The following is a 25064-nucleotide window of genomic DNA, read 5'->3' on the forward strand; positions in this document are numbered from 1 at the left end:
TACGTGAACCGAGCCTTACACCGGCGATAAGCTTCTGTTCGCCCCTTTGTTCGCTTGGCCGCATAAGAAAAGACACCCCCTCTTCAGGGAAGCCACTGAAAGACCTTCTGGTTCTCAATGGCCTCTCTTCAGGAGGCGTCTTCTTTGGAAAGGGCTTTGCGCAGGGTCAAGCTGACCGTTGTGCCTTCACCCGGCGCCGATTCCAGCCCGATCTCATGGTCCAGCTTCATGGCGATTTCCTTCACGAGGTAAAGGCCCATGCCGGTCGATTCGCGGTACTGCCTCCCCCGTTCCCCTGTAAAATACGGATGAAACACCCGGTCGAGGTCCTCGGGGGCGATCCCGATGCCTTCATCGCGAATCCGGAGCTTGATGTGCTCCCCGGCGTCTTCCGCGGTCAAATGGACGACTTTGCCGGGGCCGCCCGAATAGTTCACCGCGTTCGTCAAAAGCTGGCTCAGCAGGAAGCGAAACCATTTGTCATCCGTAAGCACGCGCACCTCTTGATCGATGGCGAAGCTCGGCGTGATTTCTTTCCGAATGAACAGCGTGCGGTTCTCTACCACGGCCTCCCTGACCATCGCGTACAAGCCGACCGCTTTCACGGCAAAATCGTGCTCGAAATGCTCCAGACGGGCGGTATAGAGAACCATATCCAAGCCTTTGCGAAGGCGGTCCAGCTCCTCGCGAATGTCCTCCGCCGGCTTGTTCTCCACCTCGGACAGTGCCAGCTGAATGACGGAAAGCGGAGTTTTCATCTGATGAACCCACCGGTTTATGAAGGTCAAATGCTGCTCGGTGCGGCTTTGATGCCGATCCAGCTGCTCCCGGTGCAGCTGCCCGTAACAGGCGATCCGCTCGTGAAAAGCTTCCGGGAGCGCGGCGTCTCCGAGCGGCGGATTAAACAGCTCCTCCTCCGAAGGCTCCTCTGCGGAAAGCGTCCGGTACATCGCCCGGTGCGTGAGGTACCGGTACCCGAGGTAGGCCGCCAGCACCGCACCGCTTAAGAAAACGCCGTACAGCATAATCCGCAGCGGGCGTCCTTCGCCGGTTAGGCCGTAAACGAAAGGAACCAGAAGCATTTGGAACGCAAAAAACAGAATCAGCGGGAACTGGTCTTTCCAGAACAGCTTCATGCCGACGGCTCCTTGTCCGAAATGATCCGGTAGCCGGCGCCCCGGATCGTCTCAATCCCCGCTTCCGCCCCCAGCTCTTTCAGCTTCCGTCGTACTCGCGTAATATAGACATTCAACGTATTGTCATCGATAAAATGCTGATCCTCCCACATCATGTTCAGCAGGCGTTCCCGGCTGACGACCCGCCCTCCTTTTTCCATCAGCATCGCCAGCAAATCGGCCTCCTTTTGGGTAAAGTCGGCCGTGTTGCCCAGACAGGACGCCTTATAACGCTCCGGGTAGAGCACAATCCCTGCGTATTCGATGGTCCGCTCCTGCTCCCGCCCGGCTGCGTAGGCACCCACGGCGCGGCGAAGCTGACTGCGGATTTTGGCCATTGCAATTTCCATGTCGAACGGCTTCGTTATGTAATCGTCCGCCCCGTTTTCCAGGGCCATAACCTGATCCATCTGGCCGCCCCGCGCGGAAATAAAAAGGATCGGGCAAAGCGAATTCGCCCGGATTTGCCGGCACCAATAGAAGCCGTCGAATTTCGGCAGGTTCACGTCGAGCAGCACCAAATCGGGCTTTGTTTCCAGGAACGTATCCAGCACCCGGCTGAAATCCTCGACAAGCCGCGCGTCGAAATCATATTTCATTAAGGAGGAACGCAGCTGCTCGGCTATCTTGCTATCGTCTTCCACAATGAGGATCGTATACACTTCCATCCGCCTCCTTTCGGCAAAACTTAAAGGCACCCGAGCAGGTGCCTTCGTTCGTGGCCAAGCCGGCGACTATATAAAATTATATGACAAGGTCGCCCAAAAATAAATTTATAGATTTGAAGAGGCCCTCGGATGAAGGAGGGCGGAACCTTCCAACAAGCCAGAGGGCTTCTCGCTTGCAGAGTGGGAACAGGAAGTGCAAAAAAGCAACTAATTGGGCTTTTTTTCTCATTTTTGGCCATATAGCTGCAAAAAGGCAACTATTTCTTCCGTTTTCCCCGAATATCTCCTGTTTCGTCGAAAATAATTGCGTGTAGGGAACTATTTCGCGATAGGAACGCCAAACCTGCGGAAATAAGTGTCGCCGTGCACCTATTTGCTCCTCTTTTCCCTGGTCATCGTCGGAGCATGCCCGTCACTTGCAACTTTCAGCCAAGAAAGCAGAGACAAATGGTAGGGGGAGCGAGGCAAACGGGGGAGCGCTCAAGGACGGATGCTTCCGGGCCCGGCGTATACGTTTTGTGCGATGATGCCTGCCGAAAGGAATGCCCGCTTTGCCAAACCCGGGTATAGTTACCTGAACCGCATCGCCCGCATCACAGAAGCGTTCGGTGATCCCCTAGGGCAAAGTCAACCGCCGCCTCCGCGTGAAGCCTTGTTGTATCGTAGAGCGGGACCTCGCAGTTCTCTTGCGAAACTCGGTGCACCCCAAAATAACAACCTCCGCTCCCTGCCGGCTCAGCTTATCAAAGATCCTGAGATAAGACTGCCGGGACTCATCCTTAATGATTCCAAGGCACAGCTCCTGATAAATGATGTCGTGAACGATCCTGCGATCGGCTTCGCCGGGGACCACCACATCGAGCCCGAACTTATCCGTCAGCCTGCCTGGACAAGGCTTATGGCGACAAGTCGAAGGTTCTGGAGAACCATCTATAAAAAAGAGCCGCCCTGTCCCAGGACGGCCCTTTTGGCAATAAGCTAGCTTTCAAGCTCCGTATAAATTTGAAAGGTGATCCCGAACTTGTCCGTTACATCGCCAAAGCCGGGGCTAAACGCCTCTTCCTGGAACGGCAGATTGATTTGACCGTCTTCCCGCAGGGCCTCGAAGATTCGTCTTGATTGTTCCACGTCGTTCGTGGTAATGCAAATGGTGACCCGCTTTCCGCTTCCCAGAGGCGAGCCGAACGGATCATCGGAAAACATAAGCTCCGCTTCCCCTACCTGCACCTTGGCATTCGCCACCAGGCTCTTTAAATCCTCTTGAAACGTATTGGACATTTCCGGCATATCTCCATAAGTGACGAGCGAAACTACCTTTGCGCCGATGGCCTGCTCATAAAACCGAATGGCTTCCCTTGTTTTTCCCTCCAAAGTAATGTAAGGGGTGAGTTTTACCGCCATACCCTTCTACCTCCCGGATGTTGGATTCTTTCATTCAAAAGGATAGACGGTTGGGCCGCTCTAAAATCATCGGTGTGCCGCGAAAACATTTCAAAAAAAACAAAAGCGCCCAAGGGGCGCTAGAGGGTTATTGCTTAGGATTCTTCCGTGTATTTTTTAAAGTTGTCCAGAATCGCCTGCCAGCCGGCTTGCTGGAGCTCGACCGGATTCATGCTTTCCGCGTCAAACGTTTCCACGACCTTCGTTTCGCCGCCCTGGTCCACAAACGTGATTTCGACTTTTCTCCCGTCCTCCAAGGTATAGGAAATCCGCTCGGGCGCTTTTACTTCGTCATATACGCCAACAAAATCAAACCCCATGCTGCCATCCTTCGCTTCCATTCGGGTCAGAAACCTGCCGCCGGCCCGCAAATCGTTCTCCGCCCTTGGCGCATGCCAATCCTCGGAGGCTTGATTCCACTTCATAATGTGTCCGGGCTCCGTCCAACGGCTCCAAACCTTTTCAACAGGCGCTTGAATGACTGCCTCAACCGTTACTTTTTCCGGATTGCTTGTCTCCATTTTAAAGACACCTCGCTCGATGTTGTCGTATTTTTGGTTCTCCTTCTTATAGACGTCCTTCGAGTGCGAAATTCATCGGTCGATTTGCTCCGGCAGCCCGAATTTTGAAAACAAGGGGGTGTTGATAAAATTTTGAACGTGGAGGATTTTCCCGTCTTTGCTTTCCAACACGTGAATTCCCCAGGGGACGAGGACGGATGTTCCCGGACTCGGCACATACTGCGCAAAAGCGGGATAGCCGCCGTTCACCGTGACCGGCAAAAAGCGGGAGCCCACGCAATGCCAGCGGGTCAGGGTGAAAAACCGGAACAAATCGTCCTTGCCGCGCACCCACATGGCAAACGGCGGCATGGACATGCAGCCTTCCTCATGGAATAACGCGACCAGCGCATCCAGGTCAAATTTCTCAAAGGCCTCTACATACCGGGCCAGCAGCTCCCGATCCGGCTCGGCATCCATCCGGCTGAGCTCGTCGGAACGGAGGCGGGTCCGGTTCATCGTCTCCCGGGCTCTTTGCAAGGCGCTGTTCACGGCCGCCGGCGACATTGCCAACGTGTCTGCGATCTGTTTGGAGGGCCAGTCGAACACGTCCTTCAAAACAAGAACGGCCCGTTGGCGGGGAGGCAAGGTTTGCAGAAGTGCGATGAAGCAGAGCTGCAGCGTATCTTTGCGCAGGAGAGCCTCTTCCGGATTTTCCCCGAAGTCAGGCGCGGGCCATATCCACGAGAAATCGGGCAGCGTTTCCCGGGGCTGGCTGATGGAGGCCGCCGGATCGGAAAGATCAACGGGCAGCGTACGGCGTTTGGCCTGCCTCAGCTTGTCCAGACACAGGTTGGAGGCGATCCGGTAGATCCATGTTTTGTGCGAGGATTCCTGCCGGAAGGAATGCCAGCTTTGCCAAACCCGGATATAGGTTTCCTGAACCGCATCGTCCGCATCCTCAATGGAGCCTAACATTCGGTAACAAAACGAGGTCAGCCCCGGCTTTAACCTCTCCAGTAACTGCAGGTCCAATGCCGTCTCGCTCATAGCGGCCTCCTTTGGGCGGGTGGGGTTGGATTGTGCGTTTTGTCATAGTTTATCACAGGGACGTTCCGCGATCATCCTTCTCTTTGTTTCCCCAATTCCTGTTTTAGATAGTGATAGAGCTTTTGCCCCGCCAGCTGGAACGGATAGGCGGATTCCTTGCACAAAAGTCCGAAGGTCATATGGATCAGGCTCCCGCTGATCCTTTTGGTTATTGTCTCTTTTGCGGGCTCCACCATAATTTTAGGGACAAGCGCGATCCCCAACCCGTTCTCCACGTAAAATTTCAACGCCGTCATGCTCCCGATCTCCATGGTGTCGAGAGTCACATTCCCTTTTTCCTGCATAACCATTTCCAGCTTCCTGCGATAGGGACAGGTCGACGACGTGATGAGCAGCCGATGCCCCCGAAAATCTTCCGGTTCGATCACATCCTTCTGCGCAAGGGGATGATCCACGGGCATTAAGGCCACAAACTCTTCCTGAAACAAAGGTTCAAAATAAAATTCGTGGCCTACGCCGGGGGCCGTACAAAGGGAAAAATCGATTTCGCCTTTGAGGACTCGCTCGCTGAGCGCCGGGGTGTTCGAGATTTCCACGGATATACGGATATTCGGATAAAGGGACATAAACTTCTTCAAGATACCGGGCAGGCGGTAGCTGGCCGTCGGCTCCGTTGCGCCGATGCGGATATGCCCCGCTTCCCCCGATTTCAAATCCGATAAGCTAGACTGGAGGTTCTCCATATTCTTTACGATCTGCAGGCTCTGTTCATAGAACAGCCGGCCGGCTTCCGTCAGGCCGATTTCTTTGCCCCGCTCCAGCAGTTGAACGCCCATTTCGGACTCCAGCTTCTGGATTTGCACGGTGACGGTGGATTGCACATAGTTCATTTCTTGTGCCGCGCGTATAAAGCTTCCGTGCTTCACGATTGCTTGAAAGGTTTTTAACGTTTTGAGATCCACGGTCCATCCCCCATGACGATTCAATAAAATTGAAGAGACGCTTCAATTCCTTCAATTATACAAATAGCAAAGAACCTCTTACAATGAAAGCATCAAAAGACAGCGGAGAAGGAGCGTGGAGTTCGGATGGAAGTAAAAAACAAAGTAGCTCTTGTTACCGGGGGCGGGACGGGGATTGGCAGGGCAACCAGCTTCGCATTGGCGAAACGGGGAGCAATCGTTATCGTGAATTACTCCCGTTCTCAAGCCGATGCGGAAGAGACGGTGCGTGCGATCAACCAGGAGGGCGGACGGGCTGCAGCCGTGCAAGCCGATGTCTCGCAGGATAAAGAAGTCCGGGGAATGATCGAAACCATTGTTGAGGAGTTCGGGACGGTGGATTTGCTCGTTAATAATGCCAGCATCACCAGCCATATTCCGATGGAGGATTTGGAGGCGGCGACGGAGGACGTCTGGGACGCGTTGTTTGCGGTGAATGTAAAAGGCATGTTCAACTGCGCACGGGCGGTCGCCCCTTTCATGAAGAAAAATCAAGAGGGCGCGATCGTCAATCTTGGCAGCATAGCCGGGCAAACCGGATTAGGCTCCTCGCTGCCTTATGCCGTATCGAAAGCCGCCGTTCACGGGCTGACCAAATCGTTGGCACGCGCATTGGCTCCCGATATTCGGGTCAACTGCATCGTGCCGGGAGCCGTCGCGACAAGGTGGTGGGCTGGCAGGGAAGACCAAATGAACCGGCTTGCCCCGAAGCTTTTATTGCAGCGGATTGCGGCACCCGAGGAGGTTGCATCCATGGTCTGCGCCGCCTTGGAACAGGAAGCGATGACCGGCCAGATCATCACGGTAGACAGCGGACAATCCTTGTAAGTCAGGTGTTTTCCAAAGAATACACATAATCGAGGTGCTCCCGGACAAAGTCGGCGGTATTGGGGTTCTTCCTCTTCCGATAGAGGGTGAACCCGACACTCTCATACATTCGTTGGGCCGCGACCAGGGCATCATCCGTGGAGACAATGATTTTTCCTACCTCGTTTCGAGAGATTCTTTTGACGGCTTCTTGCAGCTGCCGTTTGCCATACCCTTTCCCTTTGTGCTTGGAAACCATGCAATTATGGCCTATTTCCGCATACTCGGGCATGTTTCGCGGGTCCCAAAAAACAAATCCGATGGCTTCCTCGTTCAATGTGGTGACAAACCCGTATTTATCTGCAATCTCCAGGTTGTCAAAGAAGAAGCTTTCAAACGCTTGCCACTCCGAATAGCGGTTTTGTTTGTAGCGGGCGTCAAACGAATACGCGTCTGTCAATAATTCGACGAGTATTCCCCGCTTGAAGCCGCTCGGTTTTTTGAAGGCAATTCGCATGTTTCCTTAGCCCCCGTTTACTATTAAACCCACGTCTAAATCATATCCATCATTTTAGCACTGTTAGCAATGTAATTTTTTGTATCGTATGATTCTTCACATACAATATGATTTTGCAATTATAAGCTTCATAATATATATCTTATTTCACTTTTTCTATTTTCCGTAAGGGCGTTTTTTCGGAATGGGGAGACTATGAAAAAAATTATTGTCTTTATGATCGCATTGCTTATACTGTTTACCGGATTCGCAACACCAAGTTATGCATTATCAGATTCGCAATCTGATTCAATCCAAACATTGTTGGATGATGCAAGCCGTATATCAGGTGTACCGGGAATGTCAATTTCAATACTTGCGAACAATGAAGTGCTCTACTTTTCTTCCGGGTACGCAGATCGTGAAAAGGGACTGTCGGCAAGTGAAAATACTCTATATGAGCTAGCTTCGGTAAGTAAAGCTTTTACCGGCATGGGTATTCTGCTGATGGAAGAACAAGGACTGCTGTCAATGTCAGACTCTATCCAGAACTATTTGCCTTGGTTTACGTTAAAGTATCAGGGGAAACACGTTGATATGCAAAGTATTACACTCAATAACTTTTTACACCATACTAGCGGCTTAACAAATGGCCGCCACAGTCAAAACATTCCACAAGGCAATACGCCGGATATGTTGCAAAAAACCGTAGAAATGCTCGTAAATTCTGAATTGTCGTTCTATCCCGGTGAGCAGTATAATTACGGAACTGTTAATTATGACGTGTTAGGTCTGGTTATTGAGACGGTGTCGGGACAAAGCTATGAAGACTTTATGAGGGAACAGGTATTTCAGCCGTTGGGTCTTCACCAGACGTATGTTTATAAAGAAGATGCTCAAGCCACCGGACAGTTGGCACAGGGCTACCGTTCTTCTTTTTTTATGACAACTCCATATAACGCGCCGGATTATTCCGGGAACAAACCCGCAGGCTACATCATTTCTTGTACAAAAGATATGGCGCGTTGGATGGGCATACAGATGGGTATGGTGCAGGACATACCCGAAATATTCCATAAGGTTATTGAAAAATCACATCAGGGTGATAAGTCTGTTCCCGCTGTCAACGAAATGTATTATGCGGCGGGCTGGTCGGTAAACGCCAACCAAACGATTATCGAGCACCCAAGGGGCAATCCCAATTTCGGAACCGAAGTGATCCTACTGCCAAATGAACAAACAGCCATCTGCTTGCTGACCAACGGCGCAAATATCAATAGAAGCATGGTGCTAAACGTGAAAGATATATTAGACGGCAATTTAACGCAGTCATATGGAATAAGCGGCACACAGCTTTTGGACATCATTTTGTCGTCTATCACAATGATTTCTTGTCTATTGGCTGTTCTGTTCTTTCTCTTAGGATTACGCAGAAGGAAAACGAATGAGCGGCAGCCAATGACAAAAAAGCGAAAAATCGCAACAGCTATTTTGCTGATTGCTGCGATTGTCCAGTGTATCTTGTGCTGGGCATTAGATTGGCCAACGATACTTATTTGGCAAACCTATAGTGTTCTTACAGCTTTGATTTCATCGGCATTACTAACAGCAAGCATTACATGGTTCGTATACACCCACCGATATAATGCCTCGCTCCGAAAATAAGCATTTCATTCTTTCGCCTTATTGAGGCACCCCCTATTTTTCGCCGTCACTTATGATACGGTTCACCGTAACGGGTTTAACGGCGAAAAAAACGGCGGCCCTGCGGCCGCCGAACTTCATCGTTCCGATAACGATTTTCCCGTATGCAAAAATGCCGATGCAGTTCCACCAGCATGTTTACAACTTAGTGTGACGAATCCTCTATGAAGTAGCGATGTTTTAGCAAGGTGATCGAATGAGGAGGAAATACATACCTGCCTTCCGAGTCGTACCGGGCATTTGGATTTTCGATGCGCGCCACTTGATCCCCGTTTGCAAAGCCGTTGACCGTCTCCCAGGATGGGCAATTTAATTCAATCGCCTCGAAAATCTCCAGCCTTTCCGGTCCGTCAAATGATACGGCCGCAGTCACAGCCTGTTCAGGGTGGCGGTTGACAACAGCGACGATGACCTCGCGTTTCTCCTCGTGATAGGATGCCGATACATCGAGACAAGCACTCGCCGTTTCTTGGCCCTCGCCGTCCACTAACATCATTGATTCCGCTTCGCAAGACAGCCTCCGGTTCCCGCTGTGTTCCCGGTACAGCTGCAGCGGATGATAGATCGTTTGACAGAACGAACCCTTCTCGTTCGTGAAAATCGGCGCCAAAATGTTGACCATCTGCGCGAAAGTCGCCAGCGTTACCGTTTGACTCTGACGCTGCATTACATTCAGCATACTGGCAATAAGCAGCGCTTCCTTCCAATTGAAGACCGCTTCCAGATCCGCTACATAATCGTCCGAGCTCTGATGCTGCCAGATGCCCCATTCGTCAAGCGCAATCTGGATCTCCCGCTGTCTTGGCGGAAAGCGATACCAGCGATCAAAGGACTCAACCTTTGCGGGATAACGATCCAAAAGCTTTTTTGTATCGGTGATCATGTCCTCCATTCGGACCGCATGATCGAACAAGTTGGCATAGTCATCGTTTTCCGAGCGTGCATAATAATGAAGCGAAAGGTAATCGCATATCGGATGGAGCTCGTCCAGAACCGCCTTGTTCCACTCCGGTTTCTCCCCTACCATTACGAGCTTGATCGAACGGTCGGCCAACTTCATCTGCTTGGCGAATTCCCAAGAGGCTTTAATGTATTCCTGCGGATCATGAAGAAAACCGATATCAGGGACCGCAGCCTCCTCGTTTCCAAGTCCCCAATACTTGACGTTATGCGGCTCCTCGAAGCCATGGCTTCTGCGCAAATTGGCATAATAAGTGTCTTCCGTTCCGTTGCAGTATTCCACCCAATTCGCTGCTTCTTCGGCTGTTCCTGTCGTCATGTTGACGATGAGGAACGGTTCGGCTCCGATCTCCCGGCAATATTGAATGAACTCGTTTGTGCCGAAGGCATGATCGATAACCCCGCCCCAGATCCGATTGCTCTGACGCTTGCGCTCCTCCCTTGCCCCGATCCCGTCCATCCAATGGTACAATTTCACCATGGTGCCGCCGGGAAATCGGAGAAGCGGAGGCTGAAGCCCTTTTGCTTTCTCCAGCACGTCTTGACGAAATCCGTTTTTATCGGATAGCGGGGACCCGGGGTGAAAGATCCCTTGATCAATGCACCTGCCAAGAAATTCAATAAACTGACCGTACATAAAATGATGAATAAAATTCTGCTTCTTCGTAACGTTTACGCTGATTCGAGCTTGCATACAACAACCACGCTCCTATTGGTCTAAGCACAATTTAATTCCGCGATTTGACTGTTGCTCTTCTTCCAACCCCAGTTTCAACTGTAAACGTTCTCATGTCAAGAACCAAAAAGGTCGCAGCACGGTCCGATCATCTTTCTGGAAGCGAGCAGCGATCTGCACAGCCTGAACGTCGCGGAACTCCCAAAAAACATGCCGTTCCCTACGGTGAGATTCACGCGGTGTCCATATCGGCATGTTTCAGGGCCATCCTATGCGGGATGGCCCTTTCTTCACGGTTATGGAGCTGCGCGGCGGACCATCATTTCCTTGGATACGAAACCGTACTTCTCATAGAGTCCATGCGCGTCTCGTGTCCCGAGGTAAATATTCGTATGGCGAATGCGCGGATGGTCGACTACAACAGCCATCATCCATTTGCCGAGTCCTTTTCCGCGATGCCCGGGGTCAACGATCACGTCGCACAGCCAGGAAAAGGTGGCTCCATCCGTTACAACCCGCAGGAAACCGGCTTGAAGCCCGTCCGCGCTGTAAACGCCGAGGCAAAGCGATTCCTCCCAGCTGTTCCGGATGGTTTCTTCCGACCGCTCCGCCGCCCAATAGCTGTTCTTCAATAAGGCTATGATCACATCCGGCTGCAATTCCTCTATCCTGTCACTGATTCTGTAAGGCAAGCAATCATGAATCCACTCCATCTGTATCCCTCCAGTAGTTCACGATACGGAATGCGTTTAGTATAATGGTGACAATCGGAAGAGGAAACGGAATTATTTCACGACTATACCCATACAGATCGGGATGGAGAGAGCATGAAATACGAGAACGTGAAGGACGACCTGAAGCAACGGATTAACAGCGGGTCGATCAAGCCGGGCGGTAAATTGCCGTCCATCCGAGAGCTCAGTATGCAATGGGCGTGCAGCAAAAACACCGTAATCCGGGCCATCGCTGAATTGGAAAAGGAACACCTGATATACTCGGTACCGAAGAGCGGCCATTACGTGCTCGTTCGTGATGGCAAGTCTGAGGATCGGCCGGAAGGGCGGATTGATTTCGCCGCGGCTGCACCGGAACCCGGTTTGATCCCCAATGATGAAATTCAGCACGGGTTGAATCAGGCGATACACCAATACGGAGATCGCCTTTTTGCATACGGCGATCCGCTCGGATTCCCTTCTTTGCGCGAGGCTGTATCCCGGCATCTGGCGGTTTCTCAAGTTTTTGCCGGACCCGACCGAATCGGTATCGTCTCCGGGGCCCAACAAGCGCTTCACTTGTTTGCCGCCATGCCGTTCCCGAATGGGAAATCGGCGATCCTGGTCGAACAGCCCTGCTATGCCGGAATGCTGAAGTTATTGAACCTCCTCGGGATCACTGCAATCGGAATTGCCCGCACAGAAGCAGGCCTTGACCTTGAGGAACTGGAACGGCATTTTCGGAACAATTCCATTAAGTTTTTTTATACGGTTCCCCGGTACCACAACCCGCTCGGAATGAGCTTGTCCCGGCGGGAAAAAGAAGCCATCGCAGCAATGGCGGAAAAATATGATGTGTATGTCGTAGAGGATGACTATCTCGCAGACTTGGAAACGGACAGCAAATCCGATCCCATTTTCAGCTATGATCGTTCAGGCCGCGTCCTCTACATCCGAAGCTTTTCCAAAATTATGCTGCCCGGCCTGCGGCTCGGTGCCGTCGTGCTTCCCGAAGCCTTCCTCCCTTTGTTCCGCATGTACAAATCGTCAAGCGATTTAAGTACAGCCGTCCTTTCGCAAGCCGCCTTGGAGATTCACCTCGGCAGCGGATTGTTTCAACGCCACGCCGCCATGATGAGGGAACGTTATGGCATTCGAATGAGGGCTCTGCAGGAGGCTTGCAGCCGGCATTTGAACGAGGGGTTCCGGCTAAGCCAATCAACAGGCGGTATTTTTGCCCAGCTTGAGCTGCCCCATCATCTGGCTTCAGAGGAGCTGGCCGCGGCCCTTCGGCAGAAGGACGTGTATGTTTTTCCTATGACGCCCTGCTACCTTCCCAGTATGGAAAGCCCGAACAGCTGCCGCCTAAGCATTATCCGCACGGATGAAAAAAAGCTTGAAGACGGCATCCGGATCATCCGCCGGACGGCCGACGAGCTAATGAGTCAAAGAAGGACGACCAAATCCAGCCGATCCGTCATTACCTGGATTTAGTGGCGGCCCCGCAACCTGAACCCCGGACTCTTAATGGCAGTGCAAACAGAAGAAACCGCACAACGAAAGAGAACAGCCCGCAGGCTGTTCTCTTTCGCTGTCCGCCTTAGAAGCAGGTGAACGAGCGAATCTGTCTCAAATCAATGCCGAAATACGCCCAGAAGAAACCGAACCATCGGAACCCGGCAACCGAATTACGCCCGACGAATACCGGGAAAAACCAGAACTGTTCGCCATTGTTCAGCCAAATGTATGTGTTGCGGAACAAGCAGCGTCTGATCCCGCCGGGGTCGATGGCAAACGTGGTGGTCGCCGGCATTTGCGGTACGAATTGCGGCGGGGGAGCCGTCGGCGCTTGAAAGCCTCCGGGTGCACCTCCCGGTGCGCCCCCCGGAAATCCCGGGAATCCCGGAGTCCCCGGAAAGCCTCCGGGAAATCCGCCCGGCCCTCCCGGTCCGCCCGGTCCCCCCGGAAACCCTGGAAACCCTCCGCCGGGTCCCGGCGTTGGAAAAAATCCCATATGTGATCGCTCCTTTCAGTGAGTAGGCATAATCATCCTATGCATTCGCGGAAAGGGCGCTTGGGCGAATGCCAATAAAAAATCCCGCCCGGTGGCAGGCATTGTTGCAAAGAGGCATCGCCGGTATAATATAGAATAAATACAAGGAACTGCCGACCCGTACTAGAGACAAGATCACCGTTATACGGCTTATTTAAAAAAGGAGGACTTCCACATGACCGAGCGGCAAGAACCAAGAACGATTTTAACAAAAGAAGACCTGCTCCTTGCGTTTAGAGAATGCGGCGTAAAAGAGGGACAGCACATCTTCGTCCATACTTCTTTAAGTAAACTGGGGTTTGTAGTAGGCGGAGCCGAAACCTTGATTCAAGCGCTTCTTGAAATTGTCGGGGAAGGAGGCACTTTGATGATGCCTTCCCAGACGTGGAAGAACCTTGACCCTTCTACCGGAGTGCACGGCGAGGTGCCCGCGGAATGGTGGCCGGTCATTCGGGACCACTGGCCGCCCTACGACAAGGAAATAACCCCTGCGATCGGGATGGGCGTGGTGGCGGAAGTATTTCGCAAATGGCCGGGCGCCAAACGATCGGATCACCCGGCCCGTTCCGTCGCCGCAGTAGGCAAGTACGCCGACTATTTGACGCAGGACCATGATTTAAGCAACATCTTCGGGAAGAGCTCCCCGTTGGATAAATTGTACCAGCTCCATGGGTACGTACTCCTGATAGGCGTCGGCTATAATAAAAACACATCCCTGCACCTGGCCGAAACGATCGCTGCTTTCCCCTCCAAGAAGTTTGTCCAGGAAAGCAGCGCCATTCTGGAGAATGGAACGCGCAAATGGGTAACCTACGAAACCCAGGCTGTGGATGATGAAGATTTTGTTCGGCTTGGAGAAGAATATGACCAAGAAATGAACATCAAGATTCATCAAGTCGGAAACGCCGAAGTCCGTTTACTCGACCAACGGCAGTTGGTAGACTGGGCTGCCGCCTGGATGGAGAAACACAGGGTTTAGAGCACCCGACAAGGAATGAGCCTCCCGCCCATGTGGCGGGGGCTTTTGCTTTCCACAAGCAAAAGACTTGCCCCGGATAGCGAATCGATATGTATGCCGGAAAATCCTTCAGCTGAAGCCGGTTATCGCGGTCCTTGAATTCCCGCATCCGCTTGACAGCAAAATTCATCGGATCCCCCCTCCTCCCTACTCATCCTTTAACCGTCGTTGATACAAAACAACAGATACAATCGTTAATACAACCGTCCATGCCAAAATAAGGAGGAGGGGTTTTAATACAGCTCCCGCCGTAAAGCCCGAATGGCTTATATCCAACAAATGCGCAAGTTGAATGTTTGGCGCGTACTCCAGCACTTCCAGGATTGGATAATCATCCGCCAACATCATTCCGCCATAAGGTACTAAATAGAATAAGATTAACACAGGAATTATCGATAATGATGCATCAAGCAACGTCTTGGAGTATAAACCGCATATCGTCCCGATCGCAATGTATAGAAGAATCGAAAGAAGGAGTGCCGCCACAAACGCCCCTATACTGGCTGGCTCATAGCCAAAAACAAACGTAGCGATAGCCAGAACAACAGCAGACATGACAAAGCCCAAAGTGCTTTTACCGATTAAAACATCCATGGTCGTGGCCGGGGTCATCATTAGGGATCGTAACGTGTTCCGCTCTTTTTCTTCCGCAATCAAGCACGCTTGTACAAAACACGGCAGGATCACAAACGAAGTGTTCAGAACAAAACCGAAAGCCCCAGGCAAAGACGAGCTTACACCTCGAAGCACAAGCGCAAACGTAATTGGAAAAATCAACATAATGGAAATCGCATAATTGCGTGAAAACTCTTTGTAATCCTTCACAAATATCGCTCGTGCACGTTTTAATGAGATACTCATAGTAACTCACTTCCCGTCATTTTAATAAAAATATCACCCAGACTCGGTTCTTTTGTCTCCAGCCGATCAATGACCCCTCGTTTCATCCAATCGGCGATTTGCTCGGCCGTCCCCTCATCGAACGGGAGCTCGTAGGTCTCCCCATGGAGTAACTCGACCCGAATTACGTTTTCCCGATGCTGTTTTTTAAGTTCCTTAGGTGAGCCGATGGTTTGAATTTGTCCCTGATACAAAATTGCTACACGGTTACAGATCAATTCCGCCTCCGTCATATCATGCGTCGTTAAAAAAATCGTTGTCCCGTTCTCATTTAAGTAGCGTAAGCCTTTATATATATGTGCCGAGTTTACCGGGTCCAGCGCCGATGTAGGCTCATCCAAAAATAACAATTCCGGCTCATGGATCACCGCGCATGCCAACAAGACGCGCTGGCGCATCCCTTTTGACAAGCGATTGACTCTCTTTTTGCGCTCCCCGCTTAAGTTCACAAATTGCAGCACCTTATCGATCGATGATCTGGGAAGGTCATATAACTTCCGGTACAGCTCCAGATTTTCCTCAATCGTTAATCTCTCATACAGACCGCTGTTATCCGTTAAAATGCCAAAGCGCATCTTCTGGGCAGACTGCTGCATCCTCTCCGCCGGCTCGTTAAATACGTTTGCCTGTCCGTTTGTCGGATTTAATTGCGCTGTTAAAATTTTTATCAGTGTCGTTTTTCCCGAACCGCTCGGGCCCAGGAAACCGAAAATTTCCCCTTTCGGAATGGAAAAGGACACGTCCACTAACGCATCCTTGTTTCCAAATCTCTTTCGAATATGTTCTACCTGGATCACATCCATGAACGCCACTTCCTTATCGTTGATGCCGTAAGCATATAAAGCTGGAATGCTTCCCGCCATCAAAACCCGCCGAAATGTAGCGGTGACCGCATGAATGGTACCCTAGACTGCTGGATCGGTTCGATATTGCCCCGGAAATTAAATGTTAAGAAGGACTTTTAGTTCCTGCAATTTTGAACGGGATAGCGGAACCACGGCATCTTTCCCCGTGTTTAACCGCAAGCTGTAGCTATTCTTCGTCCATGTAATAATCTCTCTTACTTTTTGCAGATTAACGATGTAGGATCGATGGCACCTGAAAAATCCGAAGTTCAACAGTCTCTGCTCAAGCTCGGTCAGCGTCAATGCACTGACATAATTTTCACCGCTTACCTGTACAAGGACCAGACCATTCATACTTTCTATGTAATCGATTTCAGGCGGATCAAACAAAATGACTTTGTCATTTCTTTTCGTATAAATCTTCTGTAAGGTGATATTGGCCCGATCCTGTTCCTGCACTTCCAGCTTATTCTCTTCCGAGTCCTGAATATCCAATGGCCGGAAGCCGAGCTCGTTCAATCGATAAATGGCATCACAGGAAATCATGGCATCCTCTAAGTTCGACGTTAAAATCATGATCTGCTTTTCTTTCGAAAGGTCATCCAAAATCCGTTTAAAATGACGGCGATCCTCTTCTTCCAAGTAAAAAAAAGGTTCCTCCAACACAATGGTAGGCTGATGCGCAAAAAAAACGCGCAGCAGTGTTACATACATCCTTTTCGATGAGCTCAAGTCCTTTATCTTTACCTTCCGTTCACCTTTTAAAGCAAAATAATCCATTAACAACTCGACAGGTTCATTCCGTTCGGAAACTTTGATAAGGAAAGTAATCAGTTCTTCCACTTTTAATCGCATGTACTCGTTTTGTTGAACGCGAAATAAATAATATTGGGTATGATCCGCCAATTGATTCATGAAAAGCTGCTTTCGCTTCAAGTCCGTGATAATGCCAATCGGCTGGTTCGCTGTCAGATGTATTTCGATCTCCGGTAGAAGTAATTTCCCGTCATCATAGATTGGTTGAAATTGCATGACGTCCTCCTAGTCAATGCAGCTGCAGGATATATGTACCAATTATATAACTGGGCTGCTTTCTTGTCAGTTTAATGATACGTTTCACCGCGTTGTCTGTAACAGTAAGTGAAAAGGCCACCCTTCGCAGGATGGCCTTTTTGTTCACTCAATCATTCCTTTACATAAAAGAGGACGTTCCCGAAATGCTCGTTGAATCTTCTGTAATCGGCCTTTCCTTTCAAGGCAATGATAGTTGGATAGGCGTTTACTTTTCTATGCTTTAACGAAGCAAGCAGCTCTTGTTGTACGGTGCAGTAGAACTTCCCCGCCTCATATTGAACCAGAAGCGGTGATTGGTCGGGTACGGACTCCTCTTCGATCCCTGCAAGAATGTCTCCCTCTCCGCATCCGGTGCGTTCAATGAGACGCAGAGGGAACCTCACGATCCCGAAGAAGTGAGTCCCTCCCGTCAAAAAGTGGTGGAAGTCCGAAGTGTCTTTACGGGTAAATAAAAATAACACTGAATCCATTCCTCAAACAGCCCGAGATTCGCATACTGAACCGCTGAAGCTACGGTTGGAAAATAGGTCAACGTGCCCGAGGTTTTTTTCGAATAGATAATCTTCTGCATTTACAACTCTCCCTCAAGAAACTTCATGAGGGGCAAGTCAGGCTGCGCGAGGAACTCGGTAAAGCTGCATAAATCCGCATATGCCTGATGCTCCACGTCATAACAGCCTATCCGGCCTTTGTCTTTCGGGTTCCAAACCAACTGCAACTCCGAGTAATTGTCGATGTCGGCGGAAAGACGCAGCAGCTTTTGCCGGCCGACTTTCATTTCAATCGTATCGGTCAATGCAAAAAAATCGATATACCCGATTTTATAATCATTTGGTGCCAGCTCAAGCCGCAGCTTGTCTCCGGTAAGAAAGCGGACCAGTTCATCGGGTAATTTATATTTTTTAAGCTCGTGTTTCTTATTTTCCGCATGATGAAAATCAGCCGGTTCCAGCGATTTCAAATAATCCGCCATAACCGTATGCTTATTGCCGACCGCGATCGTATAGGCCCGCTCGCCGTCTTTTTCCGCTAGCGTAATGTCCGCACCATGTTCAATCAAAAATTTCACCATGCCCATATTCCCCATGCGAGCAGCCACCGTTAACGGAGTCGCTTGATAAGGATAGACCCTATCCGGTTGATTGTAATTGATGTCGACCCCCTGATCGAGCAAATACTTGAGTGTCTTCAGGTCATGGTCCGATACGGCTTGACGCATGACGGCACCGCCATGCAGCTTGATATCCAATCCCAGTTCGTGAATAAGCGGAATGTTTTTTTTGTTGCCATAGTAAGCCTGTGAATATGCGCCCGACCCCGTTTGATTGAGCTGGTCCATCTCGGCTCCCTTTGCCGCGATGTAACGGACAATGTCCTCCCCGCAATAACGAACCGCTCGCAAAAAAGCCGGATTTTGATGAACATTCAGGTTGACGCCATGGTCTACCAGCAGCTTTATAACCTCCATCCGCTGCGTTACGAGCGCCAGATCTAACGGACGAAGTGTCGTATGCTTGCTAAGTACGATCTCCTCCTCAATGTCCCAGCCTGCCGCGATTGCAGTTTCCAAAGCCGGAACATTTCCTTTGTAAATATGCATTGCGACCTCCGGCAGCTCCTGGAACCTCCCGATATCTTTCAGAACGATCAATCCTACCCCTCCTTATTCCAAATGACCGCGCATCGTTAGCCTGCGCGCTCGTAGTTCACAACTATAACGCCATTCGGAGTAACTTCGCTTTCCGTCACCTTGAATGCCGCCGGGATCGTGCCGCCGGCAAACAATCGCTTTCCGCTGCCCAAAGTTATCGGGTAAATCATGAGCCAGAACACATCGATCAAATCATGCTTCATAAGCGTCTGAATGAGGTCACTGCTTCCCCATACATGCAAATCCGGCCCCTGCTGTTGCTTGACCTGGATGATTTTTCCCACAATATCGCCACTTAATAGCACGGACGGCTGCCATTCACCAGATGTCATGGTATTGGAGGTTACGTACTTGGTCGCCTTGTTAACCCCTGGCCAAACGTCCGCATGCTCGGGCCAGTACGGTGCCCAAATTTCATAAGTTTTGCGCCCTAACAACAAGTCGAAGGGCAAATTCATCTGCCTCTTCAGGAGTGTTCCGAGGATCTCGTCAGAATATGGCGCTACCCACCCGCCATACGCGAAGCCGCCACTGTTATCTTCGGCTGTCCCGCCCGGTGCTTGTATGACACCATCAAGGGAGACGTGTTCTAACACGACAATTTTTCTCATGACTGAACACCTCCAACAGCAGGAACTATTTTAAACTCCAATGGTTTTTCTTTCGCATGCTATTCTAAAGCCAAGGTCGTCTATCTTGAATTTCGGCATACTCTTTCTTCTGATCGTAGAACCACAGTTGTTTTCAACTTCAGCCCAGCTTCCCCCACGAAAGATTCTGTAATCCCCATATCGTTCTGTATCATATAGATCCCAGCACCATTCCCACACATTCCCTACCATATCATAAAGTCCCCATGGATTCGGGAGCAGGGTTCCGACTGGTTGGGCGGATCCATTGGAGTTTTCTTGGTACCACGCAATCTTATCAATCCTTTCGTACCGATACCCCTTTGTCCCCGCTTTGCACACATACTGCCACTCCGCGTCTGTTAGCAATCGAAAGCCGTTCGCTGTTTTGTTATATACCGTATTCTCGCTTTGGTTTTTGAGGGTGTAGCATTCCTCCCTACCAAGTATTCTGGACAATTTATTACAAAAGACTAGCGAATCTAGCCAAGAAACTTCCGTAATGGGCAGGTTATCCGCATTCGTTTCTAGAACTTCCTCGTTCATGACAAAATGATACAACTGCTGTGTGACCGGATACTTCATGACATAGAAAGGTTCTATCGTTTCCGTCCATGTCATAACCTTCCTATCCGTTCCTCTTCCAGGGTCTGATAAAGTGTAATCAGAACTAAGCCATTTATTCGGGTTAATATAATCGCGCAATTCAACAGTTCCACCTTCTATGGGTACCATCAAATTCATTACATCTTTTTGAAAATACTCTCGGTTGGCTCCGTATTTCCCCACAATCATAGCAGCCTCCTGTCTATTTCAACATTCAACTCCACTCTTCGCTTTACCATGACTTGTGATACGGCTCTCCGCATCATGCATATGGCAAAAAAACGGAGGGAGCTTCGCGTCAGCTCCCCCGCCTAATATACCTTCTTCAACATCTCCATCACGTCATCCAGGGCAAGACCGAAGGATTTGTAGTAGGAGATGTCGAGAAGCATTTGCTTAAGGACCATTTCATTGCGAATTTCCAGCTTTCGCTCGGAGGACAGCTCGGCGACAAAGCAGCCTTTTCCCGTTATGGTATGAATCAGCCCGCGTCTCTCCAGTTCTTCCCAAGCCTTTTTGACGGTAATCACGCTGATGCTAAGCTCCTGGGCCGCTTGTCGGATCGGTGGAAGACAATAGCCGTTTTCCAGCTCTCCTTTCAGAATCTGGGCGCTGATTTGCTCAAAAAGCTGCTGGTAAATCGGTTTGTCCGAGGTGTTCGAGATCGCGATGTTCATTAGAGTTCCACTTGGAGGAATCGTTTGACCCCGAGCCGATAGGCAATGACGGAGAGCGCCGCGAAAATCACGACTCCAGCGATCAGGATCAAGGCTTGGAGCGTCACTTGTTGCGTACCGGTGCCATAGAAAATATCGTTCACAACCGGACTTTGAATGCCGAGCCATTGGGCAATTCCGGCGAAAAGCATGGCGGCCGCAACGGAGGCGAGCAGCGCCCAGCCGAATTTATAAGCCGTCTTATAAAACATCGGGATAAAGATGAGGTTAAAAATCGCAAACATGACCAGGTTCAACCCCCAGAACCCCATATTCGGCGGGAAGAAAAAATAGGTTACGTTCGGATACAAGATCATCGAAATGGAACCAAAGATAGCGGCGAACACGAGATGCAGCAGCTCCAAGCCGACAATAACCGCTACCCTTCCTTTTACCGTATCCCGTTTGGAGACGGGCATCACCGACGTAAACATCAGATCATTTTGGGCTTTAAACTGGTTGAACAAATTCGGAACCGTGATCCAGCAGAAATACAGCAGGACAACAAAGTAAATCCAACCGGGAATGAGCATTAAAGCACCAAGCAAGAAAGGCAACAAGAAAAAAAAGGGGGGCACGGCCAATTTTACATCCTTCATCACCAGGTTATACATCCTCATCCTCCTTCTTCGCGAAATAGACCATGATTTCCTCAAGGCTCGGCGTGGCGGCTTTCATGTTCCAGGAGGGATCGAAGTCCCTCGCGAGAATCAATCCCGTAAACCCGAATGAATTCAGCTTATAGGAGATCAAGCTGTCCTTCACTTGGTTCAGTTGACTGGCAGCCCCGTTTAGAAGAAGATAGGATTCTTTGAACGCTTCCTTCTCCCCGCTGCGGACAATTCGCCCATTTTCAATGAAGGTTATATAATCCGCGCACTTCTCCAAATCGGAAGTAATATGCGTCGAGAACAAAATGCTGATTTCCCCGTCGGCAACGAGTCCCTGGAAAATGTCCAGCAGTTCGTCCCTTGCAACCGGGTCAAGCCCGCTTGTCGGTTCGTCAAGAATAAGCAGCTTGGCCCCATGGGACAGGGCAATGGCAATATTGTATTTCACCTTCATTCCCGTCGATAACTCGGCGATCCGTTTGTTTTCATCCAGCTTGAATTTCCGAAGGTATTGGCGGTAGGTTTCCTCGTCCCACTTGGCATAGAACCTCTTGATCACGTCGGTCAAGGTCTTCACTTTGCATCGGGTGTAGAACTCTACCCCGCCCATGGCGTACCCGATTTCCTGCTTCAGCTCGAGTTCGTACTCGGCCATCTTTTTCCCGAATACGTGAATTTCCCCGCTATCTGTGCGGGTCATATTCAAAATTGATTTGATCGTCGTGGTTTTCCCTGCGCCGTTCGCACCGATAAAACCCATAATATAGCCTTTCTCCAATTGGAACGATACATTTTCAAGTTGAAAATTGGGGTAGCTCTTATTTACGTTTCGAATGTCCAACGCAAGCACTTCATCATCCCTCCCCATCATATTGTGCATATCGTATATGCACAATATATCTCGCATAAGGTGATCTTGTCAATACCTGCCACGAGAATTTTATTGGAACGCTGCCACGATCTCACGCCTGACGAGCGGAGCGCGAGTAAAACACGTCCCCATGCATATGCTGAATTCGATCCCAATTGGCGGGATTGGTTGTGTCCAGGATGCGGTTCTCCAGGATGGCTTGGTACAGGATGGTTTTCTCCTCCAAGTGTGCAACGTGCCGTTTGGCCTCTTCGAGCTTGGCAAACGCAGCCTCTTTATGCTTCATCATGAGTGCGTAGCGTTGCGGAATGGTGGAATCCCCCTCGAGGCATAAATCAATATACGTTTTAATGACATCGATCGGCATTCCGGATTGCTTGAGGCATTTGATGCCATGCAGCCAGTTGATCGATTCTTCGTTGAACAATCGAATGTTGTTCTCATTGCGCTGTAAGCTTGGCACCAGCCCTTTATCCGTATAAAAGCGCACGGCATGCTCGGTGAGCCCCGTGATCTGAGCGGCTTCTTTGACCGTATACATGCGGATTCCCCCTTGAAAAAAAAGAATAACAGCCTCTTGCCTTCGTGTAACACGAAGGGATTAAGCTTATTGTAAGGCAACGGTGCCGTAAGCGGAGCCCCGCTCCCGTCCCCGATTTCCGGGATACGCCGGTTGCCGGTATCCATTTGAACAAGAGGAGGAATCGAAATGCAAACGGTAACCTTGAACAACGGTGTAAAAATGCCGATCCTGGGCTTCGGCGTCTACCAGATTCCCGATGCTGAAGAGTGCGAGAACGCGGTGTACGAGGCGCTGTCGGCCGGTTACCGCTTGATCGACACCGCCGCCGGTTACCTGAACGAGGAAGCGGTCGGACGCGCGATCAAGCGCAGCGGTGTGCCGCGTGAGGAGCTGTTCATCACCACCAAGATCTGGGTTCAGGATGCCGGCTACGAGAGTGCCAAGCTGGCGTTTGCCAAATCCCTGAAGAAGCTGCAGCTCGACTATCTCGATCTGTACCTGATTCACCAGCCGTTCGGCGATTATTACGGCACTTGGCGCGCGATGGAAGAGCTGTACCGGGAAGGCAAAATCAAGGCCATCGGGGTCAGCAACTTCATGCCGGACCGCCTGATGGATCTCATGGTGCATAACGAAATCGCGCCCGCCGTTAACCAGATTGAAACGCACCCGTTCTACCAGCAGACCGAGAGCGCTGCGTTCTTGAAGGAGCAGGGCGTGCAGCACCAGTCGTGGGCGCCGTTCGCGGAAGGACGAAACCAGATGTTTGGCAACGAAATACTGACCTCGATCGCGGAAAAACACAACAAATCCGTCGCCCAGGTCGTGTTGCGCTGGCTTGTTCAACGCGAAATTGTCGTCATTCCAAAGTCGGTACGCAAAGAGCGGATCGTCGAAAACTTCGACATTTTCGATTTTGCGTTGAGCGCGGACGATATGGAGCAAATCTCCACTCTCGATACGCGGGAGAGTCTGTTCTTATCGTACCGCGATCCGGGAGTCGCCAAGATGATGGGCAACTGGCGAGTCGAACTGTAACCCTGGAGTCCATAAAGAAAGGACAGGGCGGGCGCCTCTGTCCTTTCTTGGTGTATGTATAAGGCTGCTGTGTAACAACAAGTTTTTTGCCAATCTCATGCGGTCACAAACTGTTTTTAAGAAACCATTCGTATAAACCAGGATTTTGATAGGTTTCCATCCAAGCATCATGTGTTCCTTCAGGGTAGACCGTCAGTTGGGCATTTCCTCCAACGCTTTGTAAAGCATCGACTAATTCTCTGGCTTCTTCAAGGGGAACAACATCATCTTTTGCACCGTGGAACGCCCAAACAGGAACATTTTTCAACGTTTTTACTCTTTCTTTAGAACCGGCGCCACATACTGGCGCTATAGCTGCAAACTTCTCTGGGTACTCCATTGCCAAATCCCAAGTTGCGAATCCCCCCATACTTAGGCCCGTAAGATAGATTCTCTTTTCATCAACCGGATATTTTGAAATCAGTTCGTCAACAATGGCAATAATTCCATCAAATACGAACGGCCAGATATAGTAGCTGGGGCATTGAGGTGCGATTACGATAAACGGAAAATCTTTACCACCCTCTATAATTTGAGGAAGAGCTCTAATCTTTAGAAGTTCCGTATCTTCCCCTCGCTGGTCTCGTCCGTGCAGAAAAAGGATGACGGGCCATTTTTCGTTGGATGAAAGGTAGTCATTAGGTAAGTAAAGAAGGTACTTCAGATCAACTCTTTTGTTGATCAATATGTCTTTATTATATCGAAGTGGGGATTGAAACATATCGACAACTCCTCGTCTTATTCATGTAGATACCATAACGGAAAGCTCCAAAAAAAGGAAATCACTGTAGAGTTGATTTTGTTACTCTAAATTCTTTATGTGTTAACTTTAATGGGTGGATGCTCGCTATCTTACTCTATTTCGCAAAATTACTTGACCTGTTGCCGTTTTGGCTATATGATAATTTCCCCCGTCAAGAAAGGAAATTCCATACCTGCTACGAATTTTTTCAAAAAAACTTGCTCTTATTTAGGTTACGGTTCTCTGCGCTCTCTGAAACGGCAAGTTTAAGGCCATCCCATTGCGGGATGGCCTTTTCTTTGATCTCGCTTTGTTCAGATGTCGTTACCCGTTAGCCTCCCATGCCCTGACGGCACCACAGAAAATGAAAATGAAGTTGCGTTAGTTCAGGGTGGATTTTTTGGCTATGTCGTGGTCCAATATCCATCACGCCCCGGGAGCTTTGGTCATGGGGCGCCGGAAGGGGCCAGACAAATTCTAACGGTTGCCAGCGAGCTTATTTGGCTTAAAATAAAGCTTTTCAAAATCTAACGGTTGCCACGGAGCTTATTTGGCTCG

Annotated in this window: 27 protein-coding genes and 1 pseudogene; 5 read left to right on the forward strand and 23 right to left on the reverse strand. The window is 50.1% G+C overall.

Annotated features, from left to right (window positions below; all coding sequences use genetic code 11):
• Positions 1-128 precede the first annotated feature (128 nt).
• The 7 genes and pseudogenes from AC6I6H_RS15590 to AC6I6H_RS15620 form a co-directional block, all read right to left on the reverse strand.
• Positions 129-1136, reverse strand: coding sequence for a sensor histidine kinase (locus AC6I6H_RS15590; protein WP_497954868.1), 1008 nt, complete (start codon positions 1134-1136; stop codon positions 129-131).
• Positions 1133-1837 carry a response regulator transcription factor gene (locus AC6I6H_RS15595; protein WP_497954870.1) on the reverse strand — a complete coding sequence of 235 codons (705 nt, stop codon included), beginning with the start codon at positions 1835-1837 and terminating at the stop codon, positions 1133-1135. Before AC6I6H_RS15595 ends, AC6I6H_RS15590 begins: the two co-directional genes overlap by 4 nt.
• Positions 1838-2459: 622 nt before the next feature.
• Positions 2460-2699 (reverse strand): hypothetical protein, encoded by a 240-nt coding sequence (locus AC6I6H_RS15600; protein WP_497954871.1) that lies wholly within the window; start codon positions 2697-2699, stop codon positions 2460-2462.
• A 122-nt stretch (positions 2700-2821) separates the two neighbouring features.
• The gene (locus AC6I6H_RS15605) at positions 2822-3244 is read right to left on the reverse strand and encodes a VOC family protein (protein WP_497954872.1); all 423 of its coding nucleotides are present in this window, start codon (positions 3242-3244) and stop codon (positions 2822-2824) included.
• Between the two features lie 134 nt (positions 3245-3378).
• Complete coding sequence (locus tag AC6I6H_RS15610; protein ID WP_497954873.1) at positions 3379-3804, reverse strand: SRPBCC family protein; 426 nt, start codon at positions 3802-3804, stop codon at positions 3379-3381.
• A gap of 72 nt (positions 3805-3876) precedes the next feature.
• A pseudogene (locus AC6I6H_RS15615) lies at positions 3877-4842 on the reverse strand (sigma-70 family RNA polymerase sigma factor); the annotation flags it as partial.
• Positions 4843-4904: 62 nt separating this feature from the next.
• A complete protein-coding gene (locus tag AC6I6H_RS15620; RefSeq protein ID WP_497954874.1) occupies positions 4905-5795 on the reverse strand; it encodes a LysR family transcriptional regulator in 891 nt (296 codons plus the stop codon).
• Between the two features lie 126 nt (positions 5796-5921).
• On the opposite strand from AC6I6H_RS15620, the gene AC6I6H_RS15625 reads away from it, so the two are divergent.
• A complete protein-coding gene (locus tag AC6I6H_RS15625) occupies positions 5922-6662 on the forward strand; it encodes an SDR family NAD(P)-dependent oxidoreductase (protein WP_497954876.1) in 741 nt (246 codons plus the stop codon).
• Between the two features lies 1 nt (position 6663).
• Here the strand turns inward: AC6I6H_RS15625 and AC6I6H_RS15630 are convergent, their stop codons facing one another.
• Positions 6664-7158, reverse strand: coding sequence for a GNAT family N-acetyltransferase (locus tag AC6I6H_RS15630; protein WP_497954878.1), 495 nt, complete (start codon positions 7156-7158; stop codon positions 6664-6666).
• A 195-nt stretch (positions 7159-7353) separates the two neighbouring features.
• Here AC6I6H_RS15630 and AC6I6H_RS15635 point away from each other — a divergent pair, with 195 nt between their 5' ends.
• Entirely contained in the window at positions 7354-8802 is a 1449-nt protein-coding gene (locus AC6I6H_RS15635; RefSeq protein ID WP_497954879.1) for a serine hydrolase domain-containing protein, read from the forward strand.
• Between the two features lie 184 nt (positions 8803-8986).
• Here the strand turns inward: AC6I6H_RS15635 and AC6I6H_RS15640 are convergent, their stop codons facing one another.
• A complete protein-coding gene (locus tag AC6I6H_RS15640; RefSeq protein ID WP_497954881.1) occupies positions 8987-10495 on the reverse strand; it encodes an alpha-L-arabinofuranosidase C-terminal domain-containing protein in 1509 nt (502 codons plus the stop codon).
• A gap of 278 nt (positions 10496-10773) precedes the next feature.
• Positions 10774-11190 carry a GNAT family N-acetyltransferase gene (locus AC6I6H_RS15645; RefSeq protein WP_497954882.1) on the reverse strand — a complete coding sequence of 139 codons (417 nt, stop codon included), beginning with the start codon at positions 11188-11190 and terminating at the stop codon, positions 10774-10776.
• 114 nt (positions 11191-11304) lie between these two features.
• On the opposite strand from AC6I6H_RS15645, the gene AC6I6H_RS15650 reads away from it, so the two are divergent.
• Positions 11305-12684 (forward strand): aminotransferase-like domain-containing protein, encoded by a 1380-nt coding sequence (locus AC6I6H_RS15650; protein WP_497954883.1) that lies wholly within the window; start codon positions 11305-11307, stop codon positions 12682-12684.
• 106 nt (positions 12685-12790) lie between these two features.
• On the opposite strand, the gene AC6I6H_RS15655 is transcribed toward AC6I6H_RS15650, so the two are convergent.
• Positions 12791-13204 (reverse strand): collagen-like protein, encoded by a 414-nt coding sequence (locus AC6I6H_RS15655; RefSeq protein ID WP_497954884.1) that lies wholly within the window; start codon positions 13202-13204, stop codon positions 12791-12793.
• Between the two features lie 214 nt (positions 13205-13418).
• On the opposite strand from AC6I6H_RS15655, the gene AC6I6H_RS15660 reads away from it, so the two are divergent.
• Positions 13419-14222 carry an AAC(3) family N-acetyltransferase gene (locus AC6I6H_RS15660; protein ID WP_497954885.1) on the forward strand — a complete coding sequence of 268 codons (804 nt, stop codon included), beginning with the start codon at positions 13419-13421 and terminating at the stop codon, positions 14220-14222.
• A 186-nt stretch (positions 14223-14408) separates the two neighbouring features.
• Here AC6I6H_RS15660 and AC6I6H_RS15665 read toward each other — a convergent pair whose 3' ends face one another.
• From AC6I6H_RS15665 to AC6I6H_RS15715, 11 genes are all read right to left on the reverse strand, one after another.
• Complete coding sequence (locus AC6I6H_RS15665; RefSeq protein WP_497954886.1) at positions 14409-15122, reverse strand: ABC transporter permease; 714 nt, start codon at positions 15120-15122, stop codon at positions 14409-14411.
• Positions 15119-15964, reverse strand: a complete 846-nt coding sequence (locus AC6I6H_RS15670) for an ABC transporter ATP-binding protein (protein ID WP_497954899.1) — start codon at positions 15962-15964, stop codon at positions 15119-15121. The genes AC6I6H_RS15665 and AC6I6H_RS15670 overlap by 4 nt, the downstream gene beginning before the upstream one ends.
• 138 nt (positions 15965-16102) lie before the next feature.
• The gene (locus tag AC6I6H_RS15675; protein WP_497954887.1) at positions 16103-17038 is read right to left on the reverse strand and encodes a LytTR family DNA-binding domain-containing protein; all 936 of its coding nucleotides are present in this window, start codon (positions 17036-17038) and stop codon (positions 16103-16105) included.
• Between the two features lie 152 nt (positions 17039-17190).
• Complete coding sequence (locus tag AC6I6H_RS15680) at positions 17191-17550, reverse strand: hypothetical protein (RefSeq protein WP_497954888.1); 360 nt, start codon at positions 17548-17550, stop codon at positions 17191-17193.
• Positions 17551-17651: 101 nt separating this feature from the next.
• A complete protein-coding gene (locus AC6I6H_RS15685; protein ID WP_497954889.1) occupies positions 17652-18731 on the reverse strand; it encodes an ankyrin repeat domain-containing protein in 1080 nt (359 codons plus the stop codon).
• A gap of 35 nt (positions 18732-18766) precedes the next feature.
• Positions 18767-19342 (reverse strand): dihydrofolate reductase family protein, encoded by a 576-nt coding sequence (locus AC6I6H_RS15690; protein ID WP_497954890.1) that lies wholly within the window; start codon positions 19340-19342, stop codon positions 18767-18769.
• A gap of 30 nt (positions 19343-19372) precedes the next feature.
• Complete coding sequence (locus AC6I6H_RS15695; protein ID WP_497954891.1) at positions 19373-20155, reverse strand: formylglycine-generating enzyme family protein; 783 nt, start codon at positions 20153-20155, stop codon at positions 19373-19375.
• A 122-nt stretch (positions 20156-20277) separates the two neighbouring features.
• Positions 20278-20643: a GntR family transcriptional regulator gene (locus AC6I6H_RS15700; protein WP_497954892.1), complete on the reverse strand. Its 366-nt coding sequence runs from the start codon at positions 20641-20643 to the stop codon at positions 20278-20280.
• Positions 20643-21296 (reverse strand): ABC-2 transporter permease, encoded by a 654-nt coding sequence (locus tag AC6I6H_RS15705; protein ID WP_497954893.1) that lies wholly within the window; start codon positions 21294-21296, stop codon positions 20643-20645. Before AC6I6H_RS15705 ends, AC6I6H_RS15700 begins: the two co-directional genes overlap by 1 nt.
• Entirely contained in the window at positions 21289-22143 is an 855-nt protein-coding gene (locus tag AC6I6H_RS15710; protein ID WP_497954894.1) for an ABC transporter ATP-binding protein, read from the reverse strand. Before AC6I6H_RS15710 ends, AC6I6H_RS15705 begins: the two co-directional genes overlap by 8 nt.
• Before the next feature lie 112 nt (positions 22144-22255).
• Complete coding sequence (locus tag AC6I6H_RS15715) at positions 22256-22705, reverse strand: MerR family transcriptional regulator (RefSeq protein WP_497954895.1); 450 nt, start codon at positions 22703-22705, stop codon at positions 22256-22258.
• A gap of 168 nt (positions 22706-22873) precedes the next feature.
• Between AC6I6H_RS15715 and AC6I6H_RS15720 the strand changes: the two genes are divergently transcribed.
• Complete coding sequence (locus tag AC6I6H_RS15720; protein WP_497954896.1) at positions 22874-23725, forward strand: aldo/keto reductase; 852 nt, start codon at positions 22874-22876, stop codon at positions 23723-23725.
• A gap of 103 nt (positions 23726-23828) precedes the next feature.
• Here AC6I6H_RS15720 and AC6I6H_RS15725 read toward each other — a convergent pair whose 3' ends face one another.
• Positions 23829-24485, reverse strand: a complete 657-nt coding sequence (locus tag AC6I6H_RS15725; protein WP_497954897.1) for a carboxylesterase family protein — start codon at positions 24483-24485, stop codon at positions 23829-23831.
• Between the last annotated feature and the right edge of the window lie 579 nt (positions 24486-25064).

It is taken from the genome of Gorillibacterium sp. sgz306347, from assembly GCF_059735245.1.

Coding starts and splice junctions, on each gene's coding strand:
- AC6I6H_RS15605 (WP_497954872.1), bottom strand. CDS start 3,244: ATGGCGGTAAAACTCACCCCTTACATTACTTTGGAGGGAAAAACAAGG.
- AC6I6H_RS15590 (WP_497954868.1), bottom strand. CDS start 1,136: ATGAAGCTGTTCTGGAAAGACCAGTTCCCGCTGATTCTGTTTTTTGCG.
- AC6I6H_RS15610 (WP_497954873.1), bottom strand. CDS start 3,804: ATGGAGACAAGCAATCCGGAAAAAGTAACGGTTGAGGCAGTCATTCAA.
- AC6I6H_RS15640 (WP_497954881.1), bottom strand. CDS start 10,495: ATGCAAGCTCGAATCAGCGTAAACGTTACGAAGAAGCAGAATTTTATT.
- AC6I6H_RS15700 (WP_497954892.1), bottom strand. CDS start 20,643: ATGAACATCGCGATCTCGAACACCTCGGACAAACCGATTTACCAGCAG.
- AC6I6H_RS15705 (WP_497954893.1), bottom strand. CDS start 21,296: ATGTATAACCTGGTGATGAAGGATGTAAAATTGGCCGTGCCCCCCTTT.
- AC6I6H_RS15725 (WP_497954897.1), bottom strand. CDS start 24,485: ATGTTTCAATCCCCACTTCGATATAATAAAGACATATTGATCAACAAA.
- AC6I6H_RS15690 (WP_497954890.1), bottom strand. CDS start 19,342: ATGAGAAAAATTGTCGTGTTAGAACACGTCTCCCTTGATGGTGTCATA.
- AC6I6H_RS15645 (WP_497954882.1), bottom strand. CDS start 11,190: ATGGAGTGGATTCATGATTGCTTGCCTTACAGAATCAGTGACAGGATA.
- AC6I6H_RS15670 (WP_497954899.1), bottom strand. CDS start 15,964: ATGGATGTGATCCAGGTAGAACATATTCGAAAGAGATTTGGAAACAAG.
- AC6I6H_RS15665 (WP_497954886.1), bottom strand. CDS start 15,122: ATGAGTATCTCATTAAAACGTGCACGAGCGATATTTGTGAAGGATTAC.
- AC6I6H_RS15630 (WP_497954878.1), bottom strand. CDS start 7,158: ATGCGAATTGCCTTCAAAAAACCGAGCGGCTTCAAGCGGGGAATACTC.
- AC6I6H_RS15635 (WP_497954879.1), top strand. CDS start 7,354: ATGAAAAAAATTATTGTCTTTATGATCGCATTGCTTATACTGTTTACC.
- AC6I6H_RS15625 (WP_497954876.1), top strand. CDS start 5,922: ATGGAAGTAAAAAACAAAGTAGCTCTTGTTACCGGGGGCGGGACGGGG.
- AC6I6H_RS15720 (WP_497954896.1), top strand. CDS start 22,874: ATGCAAACGGTAACCTTGAACAACGGTGTAAAAATGCCGATCCTGGGC.
- AC6I6H_RS15680 (WP_497954888.1), bottom strand. CDS start 17,550: ATGGATTCAGTGTTATTTTTATTTACCCGTAAAGACACTTCGGACTTC.
- AC6I6H_RS15675 (WP_497954887.1), bottom strand. CDS start 17,038: ATGCAATTTCAACCAATCTATGATGACGGGAAATTACTTCTACCGGAG.
- AC6I6H_RS15695 (WP_497954891.1), bottom strand. CDS start 20,155: ATGATTGTGGGGAAATACGGAGCCAACCGAGAGTATTTTCAAAAAGAT.
- AC6I6H_RS15655 (WP_497954884.1), bottom strand. CDS start 13,204: ATGGGATTTTTTCCAACGCCGGGACCCGGCGGAGGGTTTCCAGGGTTT.
- AC6I6H_RS15660 (WP_497954885.1), top strand. CDS start 13,419: ATGACCGAGCGGCAAGAACCAAGAACGATTTTAACAAAAGAAGACCTG.
- AC6I6H_RS15715 (WP_497954895.1), bottom strand. CDS start 22,705: ATGTATACGGTCAAAGAAGCCGCTCAGATCACGGGGCTCACCGAGCAT.
- AC6I6H_RS15650 (WP_497954883.1), top strand. CDS start 11,305: ATGAAATACGAGAACGTGAAGGACGACCTGAAGCAACGGATTAACAGC.